The sequence below is a fragment of the Pseudomonas citronellolis genome (genome assembly GCF_900112375.1).
Classification (GTDB): domain Bacteria; phylum Pseudomonadota; class Gammaproteobacteria; order Pseudomonadales; family Pseudomonadaceae; genus Pseudomonas; species Pseudomonas citronellolis.
Genome location: NZ_FOLS01000041.1, coordinates 1 through 14,402 on the forward strand (window position 1 = coordinate 1; position 14,402 = coordinate 14,402).

Consider the following 14,402-nt stretch of genomic DNA (forward strand, 5'->3'; position numbering starts at 1 on the left):
TCCCTGAAGGGAGAGAGGCTTGTCCGTGCCAGCGGGAAGAATGGCCTACGCCGGATACTTCGCGCTTGCCAGCTAACTGCGGAATACCCACGCACGCCGAACGGTCCCCTCTCCCTCCGGGAGAGGGTTAGGGTGAGGGACGGGCGTAACCCCGCATGCCGTAATCCCCGGAAAACACTATCTGCTAGAACAACGCCAAGCCCGAAACCGAGCGGACCGATAGCGAAGGTCAAACGGCGGATAACGTGGAACGTTATCCGCCCTACGCAAAGGTCACGCCTGGCGTAGGGCGTATAACCGTTCGCGGTTATACGCCGCTACACCTGCCCCGCCGGCAACGCCTCTGGTCCTTGGGTGCCAAGCCTTGCGCCGAAGCGGAATCGAAGTCCGTAACCCTCTCCCCAGCCCTCTCCCTGAAGGGAGAGGGAGCTTGTCCGTGCCGGCGGGAAGAATGGCCTACGCCGGGTACTTCGCGCTTTCCGGCTAACTGCGGAATAACCACGCACTCCGAACGGTCCCCTCTCCCTTCAGGGAGAGGGTTAGGGAGAGGGAGCGGAATCGCCCCGGAACACCACTGCCACAGGTGACTCCCATTCGCGAGCAAGCCCCAACCTCAACGCAACGGCGTCCCCACCCAAAGCACCTGCGTCACCTGCCCCTGGTGGAACTGGTCGAAGTTGTCGTCGGACACCAGCACCAGGCTGCGCCGCCCGTCCGCCGTGCGCGGCCCCCAGGCCATGCCCTCGAGCAGGTCCAGGCGCGGCAGGCGCAGGTCGGCGAAGTCCAGCAGCAGGTGCTTGCGCCCCGGGCGGAAGTCCGCGCCGGCCAGGCGCGAGATGTTCAGTACGTCGCTCGCGCCGTCCAGGTCCAACTGGTACAGGCGCACCCGCGATTCCATGCGCCCGCCGCCGCGGATCAGCACCACCCGCTCCAGCACCAGCAGGTGGCCGTCGTCCAGCGCGAGGATTTCCGACACGCTGTCCAGGTCGCGCGGGTGGCTGCTGTCCGCCGGCAGTGGGTCGAGCGAATAGGCCACCTGGCGCAACGCCCTGCCCTCGCGGTCGAGCTGGGTGAAGCGGGCGTAGGCGCCGCTCTTGCGCGTTGGCGGTTCGCCGTCCTGGTACAGCGGGCCCTCCATGGCCAGCCACAGGCTGGCGCCGTCGGCGGCGAAGCTCAGGCCTTCGAACGAAAGGTTGTCGCGCACGCCGTTGGCCGCGAACATCGCCGGCAGCGCCAGCACCTGCAGCAGACTGCCGTCGCGGGCGGCCTGGCGCAGGCTGGGCGGCACGCCTTCGCCGGGGTTGCCTTCGCTGGTGTACCAGAGGCTGCCGTCGCGCGGGTCGATGCGCAGCGACTCGAAGTCCGGCACCTCGCCCGGCGCGCCGCCGGCGTGGCGGGCCTTGCTCGGGTAGAAGGAGCCGTCGGCCTGGCGCCAGAGGATCACGTCTTCCAGCTTCACCGCCTTCGGCCCCACGTCCAGCCAGTAGGCCCGCGCCGGACCGTGCTCGGAGGTGTCGTCGCTGATCGCCAGGAAGCGCTGCGAGCGGCTGTCGTAGTCGATGCCGGACAGGCCGCCGACAGTGGTGTACTGGAAGCTCTGGCGCAGCGCCAGGCGCTGTTCGCCGAGCAGCGCCCAGCCGTCGGCGGCGCTCGTCTGGGCCGCGCCGAGGGCGGCGAGCAGGGTCAGGCCGGGCAACAGGCGCCGGCCGTGGCCGAGGTTCATCGGCAACTCCTTGTGTTGGGGGTTCAGGCGTGGGCGGCGAAGCTGTCCGGCTGGTTCAGCACGCAGCGGATGCCGCCGGGCAGGGCCATGCTGGCCACGCACTGGTTGCAGTGGTTGCAGCCGTTCGCGTAGCCCTCGCCGCGCTCGCGGACGTTGCGCACCAGGTCCGGGTCGCGCAGCAGGGCGCGGCCCAGGGCGACGAAGTCGAAGCCTTCCTGCATGGCCCGCTGCAGGCTGTCGCGGGTGCTCACACCGCCCAGGTACACCAGCGGCATGTCGGTGGCCTGGCGTACCCGCCGGGCCTGGTCGAGGAAGTACATCTCGGCGTAGGGCGAGCTGGCGAACAGGCGCCCGCCGAACCACTTCATGGCGGTGCGCTGCAGCGGGTTGCGCTCCAGCGGGATCATCCGCTGCAGCGGGCTTTCGCCGCGGAACAGGTACATCGGCGAGCGGCTGGTGAAGCCGCCGCTCATCACCAGCGCGTCCAGGCCGTGCTCGGCCAGGCGCTGCGCGGCGCGGCACGACTCGTCGATCTCCAGGCCGCCGGCGAAGCCGTCGCTGAGGTTGAGCTTGGCCAGGATCGGGAAGCCCTCGCCCACCGCCTCGCGCACCGCCGCCAGCACTTCCAGGGGCAGGCGCAGGCGGTTGTCCAGGCTGCCGCCGTAGGCGTCGCTGCGGCGGTTGGTGGCCGGCGAGATGAACTGGCTGAGCAGGTAGCCGTGGCCCATGTGGATTTCGATGGCGTCGAACCCGGCGCGCTTCACGAAGGCCGCGGCGGCGCGGTATTCGTCGAGGGTCTTGCGGATGTCGGCGCTGCCCATGGCGCCGGCGAAGGGCACCCCGCTGAACAGCCCGTACTGGTTGAGGCAGGCGCTGGGCCCGCGCGGGCGCGGGATGTTCAGCGGCCGGGTGCGGCTGAAGAAGCCGCAGTGCGCCAGCTGCGCCGACAGCGCCCCGCCCTCGCGGTGTACCGCATCGGCCAGTTGGCGCAGTTGGGTGAAGATGCCTTCGTGCATCCACATCTGGTCGGGGAAGGTCAGGCCGTCCGGCGACACGCCGCAGTAGGCCACGGTGGTCATCCCGACGCCACCGCGGGCCATGCGCGCGTGGTGCGCGGCCAGCTCGGCGCCGGGCACCCCGCCAGGGCACATGCCTTCGAAGGTGGCGGTCTTGATCACCCGGTTGCGCAGGGCCAGCCCGGCCAGGCGGGTGGGGCTCAGCACCTTGTCCAGCGCGTCTTGCGGGGTCATCTCAGGCCTCCTGGGCGGTGAAGGGGACGAACTCGGCGACTTCCAGCTCGAAGCCGGACACCGCCTTGTAGGCCACCGGGAAACTCATCAGGCGCATCCTGCGCACGCCCAGGTCGCGGAGGATCTGCGCGCCGACGCCGAGGGTGCGCTGGGGGAAGCGCGGCGGCTGCAGGCGCGGCCCCTGGGCCAGCTGATCGAGGATCGCGGCGGCGCTTTCCTGCTGCGCCAGCAGCACCAGCACCCCGCGCCCCTCGGCGGCGATGCGCGCCAGGGAGCGGTCCAGGTTCCATTGCTGCGGCCCGCGCGGCGGCTCGCCGGCGAGCAGGTCGCGCAGCGTCTCCACCGCCTGCACGCGCACCAGCACCGGCTGCGCCGGGTCGATCTCGCCGCGCACCAGGGCCAGGTGCAGCACGTCCTTGAAGGCGTCGTGGTAGGCGCATACGCGGAACGGGCCGTGGCGGGTGTCGATGCGGTACTCGGCACTGCGGGCGATGGTGCCCTCGTGGAGGATGCGGTGGTGGATCAGCTCGGCGATGCCGCCCACCGGCAGGCCGTGGCGCCGGGCGAAGGCGCGCAGGTTTTCGCCGCGGGCGTTCTCGCCGTCCTCGTCGAGGATGCCGGCCAGCAGCGCCGCCGGCTGCAGCCCGGCCAGGCGCGCCAGGTCGCAGGCCGCCTCGGCGTGGCCGGCGCGGCTCATCACCCCGCCGGGCAGCGCGCGCAGCGGGAAGACGTGGCCGGGGCTGACCAGGTCGGCCGGGCCGCTGGCCGGGTCCACCGCCACCTGCACGGTGCGCGCCCGGTCGGCGGCGGAGATGCCGGTGCTGATGCCCCGCGCCGCCTCGATGGAGACCATGAAGCCCAGCCCCTCGCCACGCGGGCCGGCGGTCATCGGGCTCAGGCCCAGGGCGCGGCAGCGCTCGTCGGTCAGGGCCAGGCAGATCAGCCCGCGGGCTTCGCGGGCGAAGAAGTTCAATGCGGCATCGTCGATGAATTCGGCGGCCTGCAGCAGCATGCCGTCGCCCTCGTCGTCCTCGCCGTCGACCAGCACCACCGGCTGGCCACGGCGCAGCGCCTCGATCAGGTGCAGGGTGCTGTCCAGGGCCATGTTCGCCTCCTCAGGCCAGGGCGTCGCGCAGCCAGGCCGCGGCTTGGTTCAGGTAACCCTCAGCGCGTGGCGCATAGGGCGCGAAGCTGGCGAAGCCGTGCAGCATGCCCTCGGCGCGCACCAGGCGCACGTCGGCGCCGGCGGCGCGGGCACGCTCGGCGAAGGCCTCGCCCTCGTCGCGCAGCGGGTCATGGGAAGCGCTCAGCAGCAGCGTCGGCGGCAGCCCGCCGAGGTCGTCGGCGTGCAGCGGCGAGGCCAGGGCATCCAGCGGCGCCGGCCACTGGCCCAGGTACTGGCGCCAGAACCAGTGCATCATCTGCGCTTCGAGAAAGTGGCCCTTGGCGAATTCGCCGTAGGAAGCGCTGGCGCATGCCTGGTCGGTCACCGGGTAGAACAGGCACAGCGCCCGCGGCCGCGGCCCGCCGCGCTGGTGCAGCAGGCGCGCGGCGGCGATGGCCAGGTTGCCGCCGGCGCTGTCGCCGGCCAGGGCCAGGCGCTCGGCATCCACGCCCAGTTCGGCTGCGCGCGCCACCAGCTCGCAGGTGGCCTGGTAGCAGTCCTCCGGCGCCGCCGGGAACGGCGCTTCCGGCGCCAGCCGGTAGCCCACCGAGGCCACCGCCGCGCCCGTGGCCAGGGCCAGGCGGCGGCACAGGTCGTCGTGGGTGTCGAGGTTGCCGGCGACGAAGCCGCCGCCGTGGAAGAACACCAGCAGCGCCAGGCCGTCGGCGGCGCTGGGGCGGTACAGGCGCGCCGGCAGCTCGCCGGCCACGCGCAGCTCGCGCACCTCTTCCAGGGCCAGCGGCGCGGCGCCCAGGCCCTGGTCGGCGAAGCCGCGGTAGGTGGCGGCGTCGAGCCGTTCGAAGTCCAGGGCGAAAGCCCCGGCGAACTGCTCCAGAAGGACTTGCATGTGCGGATCGAGGGCCATGTTCGCTCCTTATACGTCGGCCAGCAGGAAGACCGGGTTGGTCTCCTCGACAATGCTTTGCGTGCGCGCCTGCAGCGCCGGCTTGAAGTCCGGGTGCGGCAGTATCCAGAAGCGCTTCTCGTCGATGGCCCGGAACACCAGGGCGGCCAGTTCGTCCGCCGGCATGCCCTGGCGGATGCTGTGCTCCAGCTGTTCGCCCAGTGCCGCGCCGGCCATGCCGCCGGCCTGGTCGGAGGCCATGATGCGGCTGGCCACCGGCCCCGGGCAGAGCACCGAGACGCCCACCGGCGCGCCCAGGGCGGCCAGCTCGTGGTGCAGCACTTCGGAGAGCGCCACCAGGGCCTGCTTGGTCACCGTGTAGGCGGCCAGGAAGGGGCTGGCCAGCAGGCCGGCCAGGGACGCGGTGTTGACGATGTGGGCCGGGCGGCCCTGGGCCAGCAGCCCCGGCACGAAGGCACGCAGGCCGTTGATCACGCCCAGCAGGTTGATGTCGAGCATGCGCCGCCACTGCGCCTCGCTGAGTTCCCAGCTGGCGCCGGTCTGCATCACCCCGGCGTTGTTGAACAGCAGGTCGATGCCGCCGAAGCGCGCCAGCGTCTGCTCGCGCAGCGCTTGCAGGTCGGCCTCGCGGGCCACGTCGGTGACCTGCGCCAGCACCTCGCAGCCCTGCTCGCGCAGCTGCCCGGCCAGGGCCTGCAGGCCCGCCGCGTCGCGGTCGGCCAGGGCCAGGCGCATGCCCTGCCCCGCCGCGTGTTGCGCCAGGCCGCGGCCGATGCCGCTGGCGGCGCCGGTGATCACGGCCACCTGGCCTTGTCGCTCGCTCATCGCTGCTCCGTTTGTCGTTGTTGTCGGTTCGGCTGGCGCTGTTATCGCCGGGCGGGCAGCGCGGGACATCGTCCACCCGGACTAGGGCGCCCTCCTCGTCCGTTCAGACGATGCCGCAGCCGCTCTGGCTTGCAGAATCCGCAGGAGGCCTCTGCCGCCACCCACCTTCTGCCTGCGGCAACCTGATGGGAGAACAACAATGAGTACGCTGCACCGAATCGAAGCCCGGCCCCTGCAGGATCGCTACGCCCGCGGCTGGCACTGCCTGGGCCTGGCCAGCCAGTACCGCGACGGCAAGGCGCACCGCCTGGATGTCTTCGGCACCCGCCTGGTGGCCTTCCAGGGCGAGGTCGGCGAGGTGCACATCCTCGACGGCTACTGCCCGCACATGGGCGCCGACCTCAGCGAAGGCTGCGTGGAAGGCAACGGCCTGCGCTGCCCGTTCCACGAATGGCGCTGGGGCGCCGACGGCGTGTGCAACGACATCCCCTACGCCAAGCGCATCCCGCCGCGGGCGAAGATCAAGTCCTGGCCGGTGCTGGAGCAGAACCGCCTGCTGTTCGTCTGGAACGACCCCGAAGGCAACCCGCCCATCGCCGAGCAGGCCATCCCGCGCATCGACGCCTGCTACGACGACGCCTGGGCCGAATGGGAGATGGCCGAGCTGAAGATCGAGACGAACTGCCGCGAGCTGGTGGACAACGTCTCGGACATGGCGCATTTCGACAGCGTGCACAAGGCGCCCATCGACGAGTTCAGCAACCACTTCGAAGGCCACCTGGCGGTGCAGGTGATGCGCGGCCGCAGCGCGCGCCTGTCCGGCGACAGCGAGCTGCGCACCGTGGCCACCTACTACGGCCCGGCCTACCAGATCACCGAGATGACCGGCGCCATGGACGGCCAGTTGATCGAGTCGATCCTGCTCAACTGCCACGTGCCCATCGACCAGAACAGCTTCACCCTGCGCTACGGCGTGCTGGTGAAGAAGCTCCCGGGGCTTTCCGACGAACAGAACCGCGCCATGGCCCAGGCCTACGTCGAGCAGGCGCGCCTGGCCTTCTACGAGGACGTGGCCATCTGGCACAGCAAGACCCGCGTCGACAACCCGCTGCTGTGCGACGGCGACGGCCCGGTGTACCAGCTGCGCAAGTGGTACGAGCAGTTCTACACCGACGTCGCCGAGCTGCCGGCCGGCCTCGCCGACCGCAAGGACTTCATCGTCCGCGCGCGCCAGGCCGAGCCGGCCTGAACCGCCCGTCCCCAGCCTTGCGGGGACGGATTGCCTTTTGCGGAAAGCGCCGCGTACTCTCAGCGGCGCTTTCCAGAACAACAATAAGAAACGGTTCAATCGATGGCACAGTCGCTCACCCTCGAGCAGTTCAGCGGGATGCTCGGCAATCTCTACCAGGGGCCCCTGGAAGCCACGCCGTGGCAGTCCTTCCTCAACGAGCTCAACCAGTTCTTCGAAGCCAAGTACGTCACCTTCATCCTGCGTCCGCCCAGCGACCAGAACGAAGGCCTGATGGTCAACACCAACGGCAGCTCGGCCGAAGTGGTGGCCTCGTACAACCAGTACTATTTCAACCTCGACCCCTTCGTCGACCTGCCCAGCGGCCAGGTGGTGATCCTGGATGAGTTCGTGCAGCGCGACGAGTGGCTGAACTCGGAGTTCTACCGCAACTTCCTCGAACCGGTGGGGGTGTTCCACATCCTCGGCGCCGACATCCGCACCGCCGACGGCGCCCTGTGCCGCATCCGCGTCAGCCGCGGCATCGAATCGCCGGGCTTCAGCCTCGCCGACAAGGCCCTGCTGGCGCACTTCGTGCCGCACCTGGAGCGCTCGGTGGCGCTGCACACGCAGATCAACCGCATCGAGACCGAGCGCAACCTCTACGCCGGCGCGGTGGACCAGTTCGCCGTGGGCACCATCATCCTCGACGAGAGCGGCAAGATCCTGCAGACCAACCAGGTGGCCGAACACCTGCTGCGCGAGAAGGACGGCCTGAAGATCAGCGGCGACAGCCTGCAGGTCGGCACCCCGCGCGACTGCCAGGAGTTCCGCCGCCTGGTGAAGCAGGCCCTGCAGTCGCAGAAGGGCGCGCAGCCCTCGGTGGTGGAGGCGATGCGCGTGCAGCGCCCCTCCGGCCGCGCCGACCTGGGCATCATCGTGCGCTCGGTGCCGCTGAGCGAATGGAACGAGGGCAAGCACTGCCCCTCGGTGGTGATCTTCGTCAGCGACCCGGAGCAGGAATCCCGCGCGCCGCAGGAGATCGTCAAGGCGCTGTTCGACCTGACCCCCGCCGAGGCCCAGCTGGCCATGCTGCTGGCCAACGGCCTGACCCTCGACGAAGCCTCGGAGGAACTGGGCATCAGCCGCAACACGGCGCGCGCGCACCTGCGCTCGACCTTCTCCAAGACCGGGGTGACGCGGCAGACCATGCTGGTGCGCCTGATCCTGCGCAGCGTGGCCACCCTGGGCTAGTCCGAGCGGACGATTTGCCGGGCCCGCGCGGCGGTTAGCGTAACCCCGGACAGCAACCGCCGCATGAGGTCCACTGCCATGGTGAAAGTCGCTCCGCTACTGATCGCCTTCGTCTTCGCCGCCAGCCTCGCCGGCGCGCACCTGATGCTGCGGGTCCACGAGCAGTCGCAGCAACTGGCCCAGCTCAACGCGCGGCTGAGCGCCGGCGTGCCCTGCATGCCCGGCGGCGTGATGCGCCTGCTGCCCTGAGCTACCTGGCGAACAGCTGGCCGATGTCCTTGAACGCCTTGAACTCCAGGGCGTTGCCGCAGGGGTCGAGGAGGAACATGGTCGCCTGCTCGCCCACCTGGCCCTTGAAGCGCACGTAGGGTTCGATCACGAAGCGCACGTCGAACGAGCGCAGGCGCTCGGCCAGCGCTTCCCACTGCTCCCAGTCCAGCACGATGCCGAAGTGCGGCACCGGCACGTCGTGGCCGTCCACCGGGTTGCAGTGGGCATTTTCCTGGGACGCGGTGCGCGGGTGCTCGTGGATCACCAACTGGTGGCCATAGAAGTCGAAGTCCACCCACTGGTCGCTGGAGCGGCCCTCCTCCAGGCCGAACACCTCGCCGTAGAAACGGCGGGCGGCGGGCAGGTCGTGGACGGGGATGGCGAGGTGGAAGGGGCGAAGGCTCATGGGTGGCTCCTGGCGTCGACGAACAGGGATCCGTTCATGCTAGGACTGCCTGGCGCCGAGCGCACCCGTGCGGCTGCTTGATTTTGGCCATTGGCTGGAGTGACTCACCGCCTGGCCACAAAGCCTGCCGCCACGGATCAAAAATGAATTAATAAATAATTATTCAGTATTTATTGTTCTAAGAAGAGCCCGGCTAGGCTAGCCCCATCCTTCACCGCAGTTCCCTGAGGAGTCGCCATGGACCACACCGACAACGTCATCGACCTCGCCCGCTACCGCACCCGCCGCCAGGCGCGGCGCATGGCCGAGCTGATGTGGGCGATGTACGCGAGCCGCGCCGGCTTCGGCGCCACCCAGTGGGTGCAGCAGCAGCGCGACAACGGCATCCGCGAGGCCTGAACGTGGGCCTGCCGCTTTCCACCGACGCCACCGAGGCGGGCCTCGAAACCGCCCCGGCGGCGGCCGACGATCCCATCGGCCAGCGCGTGGCCCACAACCTGCTGCGCCTGCGCGGCAAGCGCAACCTGTCCCTGGACGGTCTGGCCCGGCTGTCCGGGGTGAGCCGGGCGATGCTGGCGCAGATCGAATCCGGGCGCAGCGTTCCCTCGATCAAGGTGCTGTGCAAGATCGCCCAGGGCCTGAAGGTCTCGGTGGCGGCCTTCCTCGACGACCGCGCCTTCGACGGCGTGGCCCTGCTGCCGGCGCGCGAGAGCAAGCGCCTGGTCAGCGGCGACGGCGCCTTCGTCAGCCGCGCGCTGTTCCCCTTCGACGTCTCGCGCCAGGTGGAATTCTACGAACTGCGCCTGGCGGGCCTGGCCATCGAACACTCCGCCGGCCACGCCCCCGGCACCCAGGAAAACCTGGTGGTGGCCCAGGGTGTGCTGGAGATCGCGGTGAACGAAGAACGCTTCCTGCTCGGCACCGGCGACTCCATCCTGTTCTACGCCGACCAGCCGCACAGCTACCGCAACCCGGCCGACAGCGAGGCGGTGGCCTACCTGGTGAGCACCTACGCCGAACGCCTGGACTGAGGCGGCGGCACAAAGCAAAAGGCCCGGCGGGTTTCCCCACCGGGCCTTTCTCGTTCAGCGCGCCGCGGTCAGCAGGTGCAGCACATCATCGGCATGCCGTTGCAGCTCATCATCATCGGCATGCCGCATTCCATCATCTTGTTCATCAGCATGCAGCAGTTCTTGAACATCTCCATGTTCATGCCCTGCATCGGCATCATCTTGCACATCATGGCGTCGCCCTGCATGGAGCACTCCATCATGCACTTCATCGACGGCATGGGCATGCCCATCATCATCGGCATCATGTTCATCATGCCCATCATCGGCATCATCGCCATGCCGGTCTGGGACATGCACATCATCGACATGTTGCCGCAGTGCATCATCATCGGCATGCCGCAGTTCATCATCATCGCCATCATTTCCGCGTTGTTGCGGAACATGGCAGCGTCCATGCCCATGGCCGGCATCATCTTGCACATCATGCCGTCGTCCTGCATTTCGCACTGCATGGTCGCCATCATCATCGGCATGCCCATCATGGGCATCATCGGGTTGGCGTTCATCGGCATCTGCATTGCATTCATCATGGTGGAACTCCCTGAACTGGACGGAATGGGTAACTGCTGATGGGGCCGATTCTAGGGAGGCCGGCGAGCCGGACAAGCTGGCGGCCCAGCGCCGGTTCGCTTCGCCCGCCACGGCGAAAAGCCCGGTGCCGCGGAGCCTTTCGGCGTGGTGACGACGGATTCGACGTCATGGCAGCGACAGTTGCTCAAGCGGCAGGGAAAACCACGAGATGGATATGCATTCCAGTGCTTAGCAAATAACTGTAGTGAATAAAGAGTCTAAGCCTCGAGCACTTTGGCTGCCTCGGCATCCAGCAACCGTCCTGCCCCGCACCGAGATGCTCTTCGTAGGATGGGTTGAGCCTGCGAAACCCATGCGGTCGCGGTGATGGGTATCGCTTCGCTCAACCCATCCTACGGTGGCGTTTCTCCGCACCTTGTAGGAGCGGATTCATCCGCGATTCCGCCGGCAGGGCGGACAAGGCCCAGGCCGACCTCGGCGCTGCCGGGGATCACCGCTAAACGGCGGATAACGCGGAGCGTTATTCGCCCTACGTGTGCGCCACGAGGCACGGCATGTCCCCGTAGGATGGCGTTTCTCCTGCACCAGCAGGAACCAACTGTCCGCTGACCAACAGCGACCCAACATTCTGTTCGCTCAGCAACAGAGTGCCACCGCCCGCAGCTCGCCAGGCCCCGCGCCACGGCGCCTGCGTCGCTGGCATGGGGCTTGCCTGACAGCCGCTAGCGCTTCAACGGCTCCCACTGCGAATCCAACGCCCGCATCCCAGCGCGGCGTCGGCGCCCTCCGCGAGCGTTCGCCCCATTCCAACAAGACTCCCCGCCACGCGTGCACCCATGGGGCCCTGCCCCTTTCGACGATGGCAACGAGGACACATCATGAGTCTGGATATCTTCTGGTTCCTGCCCACTTCCGGCGACACCCGCTACCTGGGCCATTCCGACAGCGGCCGCCCGGCGACCAACGAATACATGCGGCAGATTGCCGTGGCCGCCGACCAGCTCGGCTACGACGGCCTGCTGATCCCCACCGGCGCCAGTTGCCTCGACCCCTGGGTGACCGCCGCCAGCCTGGTGCCGGTGACGCGGCGCATCAAGCTGCTGGTGGCGCTGCGCACCTCCCTGGGCAACCCCACCGCCTCGGCGCGCCAGGCGGCCACCCTCGACCAGGCCAGCGGCGGCCGCCTGCTGCTCAACGTGGTGCCCGGCGGCGACGCCACCGAGCTGGCCGCCGACGGCGTCTTCTATTCCCACGACGAACGCTATGAGGCCTCCGACGAGTTCCTCGGCATCTGGCGGCGCCTGCTCGGCGGCGAAACCGTCGACCACGACGGCAAGCACCTGCAGGTGCGCGGCGCGCAGAACTTCTTCCCGCCCGTGCAGAAGCCCTACCCGCCGCTGTACTTTGGCGGCTCCTCGCCCGCCGCCCACGAGCTGGCGGCCAAGCACGTGGACGCCTACCTGACCTGGGGCGAGCCGCCGGCGGCGGTGGCCGAGAAGATCGCCGACGTGCGCCAGCGCGCCGCCCGCCATGGCCGCACGGTGCGCTTCGGCGTGCGCCTGCACGTGATCGTCCGCGAGACCAACGAGAAGGCCTGGGCCGCCGCCGAGGAACTGATCAGCCACCTGGACGACGCCACCATCGCCGCGGCCCAGGCCAACTACGCGAAGATGGATTCCGAAGGCCAGCGGCGCATGGCCGCGCTGCACGGCGGCGACCGCAAGCGCCTGGAAGTCGCGCCCAACCTGTGGGCCGGCGTCGGCCTGGTGCGCGGCGGCGCCGGCACCGCGCTGGTGGGCGATGCGCAGACGGTGGCGGCGCGCCTGCTGGAATATGCGGCGCTGGGCGTGGACAGCTTCGTGCTGTCCGGCTACCCGCACCTGGAAGAGGCCTACCGCTTCGCCGAACTGGTGTTCCCGCTGCTGCCGGGCAAGGGCCGGGTGACGGTGGAGGGCGTGGTCACCGGCGGCGCCTTCGACGTGCGCGCGGGGCAAGGCAAGGAGCACGCGGCCTGATCGCGCCTCGACGAGCGTAGGCGCCCGCCCGGGCGCGGGGGGCTATCCTGAAGCGGTGACCTTCAGGAAAAGACGAGGAGAGAGCGATGAGCGACCATCCATCGTCCCCGCCCGGCCCCGACTTCGCCCAGGGCGTGCCCCTGGCGGACGTCGTCGAAGGCAGCCCGCTCGCCGGCCACGTCGGCGGCGAAGCGGCGCTGCTGGTGCGCCAGGCCGGGCAGCTGTACGCCATAGGCGCCACCTGCCCGCACTACGGCGCGCCCCTGGCCGAGGGCCTGGTCGACGGCGACACCCTGCGCTGCCCCTGGCACCACGCCTGCTTCCGCCTGCACGACGGGCGCCTGCTCGCCCCGCCGGCGCTGGACGACCTGCCGCGCTGGCAGGTGGACTGCCGCGACGGCAAGGCCTACGTCGGCGCGCCCCTGCCCGCTGCCCCGGCGGACCTGCCGGCCGGTGCTCAGGCACCGGCCTCGGTGGTGATCATCGGTGGCGGCGCCGCCGGCAACGCGGCGGCCCTCGGCCTGCGCCACGAGGGCTACGACGGGCCCATCACCCTGCTCAGCGCCGACCCCGCCGCGCCCTACGACCGGCCCAACCTGTCCAAGGACTACCTGGCCGGCAGCGCCGACCCCGCCTGGCTACCGCTGCGTTCGGCGGACTTCTATACCAGTCAGCGCATCGAGCTGCGCTGCAACACCCGCGTCAGCCACATCGACACGGCGCACAAGAAGCTGACCCTGGCCAACGGCGAAGAGCTGGACTACGGCGCCCTGGTGCTGGCCACCGGCTCGGCGCCGGCGCGCCTGGACGTGCCCGGCGCCGACCTGCCCCACGTCCGCGTGCTGCGCAGCCTCGCCGACTGCGACGAGCTGATCGCCCGCTGCGCCACGGCCCGCCGCTGCGTGGTGGTGGGCGCCGGCTTCATCGGCCTGGAAGTGGCCGCCTCGCTGCGCAGCCGCGGCCTGGACGTGCAGATAGTGGCGCCCGGCGCGCGGCCCATGGAGAACGTCTTCGGCGAAGCCCTGGGCGACATGCTCCGGGCCCTGCACGAGGCCCATGGCGTGGGCTTCCATTTCGGTGCCGGGGTCACGGCGATCGAGGCGCAGCAGGTCAGGCTGTCCACTGGCGGCACGCTGCCGGCGGACCTGGTGGTGATCGGCATCGGCGCCCGCCCCGAGCTGGAGCTGGCCCGCGACGCCGGCCTGAAGCTGGACAAGGGCGTGCTGGTGGACGCCTGGCTGCGCACCAGCGCCGCGGACGTCTACGCCGTGGGCGACATCGCCCGCTGGCCGGACGCCCGCAGCGGCGACGCCATCCGCGTGGAGCACTGGGCGGTCGCCGAGCGCCAGGGCATGACCGCGGCGCGCAACATCCTCGGCCACCAGCAGCGCTTCACCGCCGTGCCGTTCTTCTGGACGCAGCAGTACGACGTCGGCATCAACTACGTCGGCCACGCCGAGCGCTGGGACCGCATCGACGTCGACGGCGACCCCGCCGCCCACGACTGCCGGGTGACCTACTGGCGCGACGGCAAGGCGCTCGCCGTCGCCACCGTGGGGCGCGACCGGCAGAGCCTGGAGGCCGAGGCTGCCTTCGAGCAGCAGACACCCGGCTGACGACTGGCCACCATCGCAAAGCGACCCGCCATGCAAGGACAGGCCCACCTATGAGATAATCCGCGGCCTGTCCGGCATGTCCCCCGCCCTTCAAGCGCAAAAGCCTGGACATCGCGTCCAGATGCTGCCCTTCGCGCACGTCCGCTGGATTCCCCCGGCGCCCATGTCAACGGGCCCGGAA

Annotated in this window: 14 protein-coding genes; 7 read left to right on the forward strand and 7 right to left on the reverse strand. The window is 69.8% G+C overall.

What is annotated here, in order from left to right; all coding sequences use genetic code 11:
* Positions 1 to 613: 613 nt before the first annotated feature.
* Genes BM060_RS28385 through BM060_RS28405 form a run of 5 tightly spaced genes read right to left on the reverse strand, consistent with a single transcriptional unit; the run spans position 614 to position 5,828 of the window.
* On the reverse strand, positions 614 to 1,723 hold the full coding sequence (locus tag BM060_RS28385) for an esterase-like activity of phytase family protein (protein WP_074985316.1): 1,110 nt from the start codon (positions 1,721 to 1,723) through the stop codon (positions 614 to 616).
* Positions 1,724 to 1,746: 23 nt separating this feature from the next.
* Positions 1,747 to 2,973 carry an oxidoreductase gene (locus tag BM060_RS28390; protein ID WP_074985318.1) on the reverse strand — a complete coding sequence of 409 codons (1,227 nt, stop codon included), beginning with the start codon at positions 2,971 to 2,973 and terminating at the stop codon, positions 1,747 to 1,749.
* Position 2,974: 1 nt separating this feature from the next.
* Complete coding sequence (locus BM060_RS28395) at positions 2,975 to 4,078, reverse strand: 3,4-dihydroxy-2-butanone-4-phosphate synthase (protein ID WP_074985320.1); 1,104 nt, start codon at positions 4,076 to 4,078, stop codon at positions 2,975 to 2,977.
* A gap of 10 nt (positions 4,079 to 4,088) precedes the next feature.
* Positions 4,089 to 5,003: an alpha/beta hydrolase gene (locus tag BM060_RS28400; RefSeq protein WP_074985322.1), complete on the reverse strand. Its 915-nt coding sequence runs from the start codon at positions 5,001 to 5,003 to the stop codon at positions 4,089 to 4,091.
* Positions 5,004 to 5,012: 9 nt separating this feature from the next.
* Complete coding sequence (locus tag BM060_RS28405) at positions 5,013 to 5,828, reverse strand: SDR family NAD(P)-dependent oxidoreductase (RefSeq protein WP_074985324.1); 816 nt, start codon at positions 5,826 to 5,828, stop codon at positions 5,013 to 5,015.
* A gap of 199 nt (positions 5,829 to 6,027) precedes the next feature.
* Between BM060_RS28405 and BM060_RS28410 the strand changes: the two genes are divergently transcribed.
* The 3 genes from BM060_RS28410 to BM060_RS32735 all read left to right on the forward strand — a co-directional run bounded on the left by BM060_RS28410 (position 6,028) and on the right by BM060_RS32735 (position 8,559).
* Entirely contained in the window at positions 6,028 to 7,077 is a 1,050-nt protein-coding gene (locus BM060_RS28410) for a 3-ketosteroid-9-alpha-monooxygenase, oxygenase component (protein WP_074985326.1), read from the forward strand.
* 102 nt (positions 7,078 to 7,179) lie between these two features.
* A complete protein-coding gene (locus BM060_RS28415; protein ID WP_074985329.1) occupies positions 7,180 to 8,310 on the forward strand; it encodes a helix-turn-helix transcriptional regulator in 1,131 nt (376 codons plus the stop codon).
* A 63-nt stretch (positions 8,311 to 8,373) separates the two neighbouring features.
* Positions 8,374 to 8,559: a hypothetical protein gene (locus tag BM060_RS32735; protein ID WP_143096607.1), complete on the forward strand. Its 186-nt coding sequence runs from the start codon at positions 8,374 to 8,376 to the stop codon at positions 8,557 to 8,559.
* 1 nt (position 8,560) lies between these two features.
* Here the strand turns inward: BM060_RS32735 and BM060_RS28420 are convergent, their stop codons facing one another.
* Complete coding sequence (locus tag BM060_RS28420) at positions 8,561 to 8,986, reverse strand: VOC family protein (protein ID WP_043315128.1); 426 nt, start codon at positions 8,984 to 8,986, stop codon at positions 8,561 to 8,563.
* 237 nt (positions 8,987 to 9,223) lie between these two features.
* Between BM060_RS28420 and BM060_RS33080 the strand changes: the two genes are divergently transcribed.
* Together BM060_RS33080 and BM060_RS28425 are read left to right on the forward strand one after the other, a co-directional pair.
* Positions 9,224 to 9,385, forward strand: a complete 162-nt coding sequence (locus BM060_RS33080; RefSeq protein ID WP_167858399.1) for a hypothetical protein — start codon at positions 9,224 to 9,226, stop codon at positions 9,383 to 9,385.
* Between the two features lie 8 nt (positions 9,386 to 9,393).
* Complete coding sequence (locus tag BM060_RS28425; RefSeq protein ID WP_074985402.1) at positions 9,394 to 10,017, forward strand: helix-turn-helix domain-containing protein; 624 nt, start codon at positions 9,394 to 9,396, stop codon at positions 10,015 to 10,017.
* A 68-nt stretch (positions 10,018 to 10,085) separates the two neighbouring features.
* On the opposite strand, the gene BM060_RS28430 is transcribed toward BM060_RS28425, so the two are convergent.
* Positions 10,086 to 10,589, reverse strand: a complete 504-nt coding sequence (locus tag BM060_RS28430; RefSeq protein ID WP_009619475.1) for a hypothetical protein — start codon at positions 10,587 to 10,589, stop codon at positions 10,086 to 10,088.
* Between the two features lie 879 nt (positions 10,590 to 11,468).
* Between BM060_RS28430 and ssuD the strand changes: the two genes are divergently transcribed.
* Positions 11,469 to 12,605 (forward strand): FMNH2-dependent alkanesulfonate monooxygenase, encoded by a 1,137-nt coding sequence (gene ssuD / locus BM060_RS28435; protein ID WP_064583543.1) that lies wholly within the window; start codon positions 11,469 to 11,471, stop codon positions 12,603 to 12,605.
* An 86-nt stretch (positions 12,606 to 12,691) separates the two neighbouring features.
* Positions 12,692 to 14,221, forward strand: coding sequence for an FAD-dependent oxidoreductase (locus BM060_RS28440; protein WP_074985332.1), 1,530 nt, complete (start codon positions 12,692 to 12,694; stop codon positions 14,219 to 14,221).
* Positions 14,222 to 14,402: the final 181 nt, after the last annotated feature.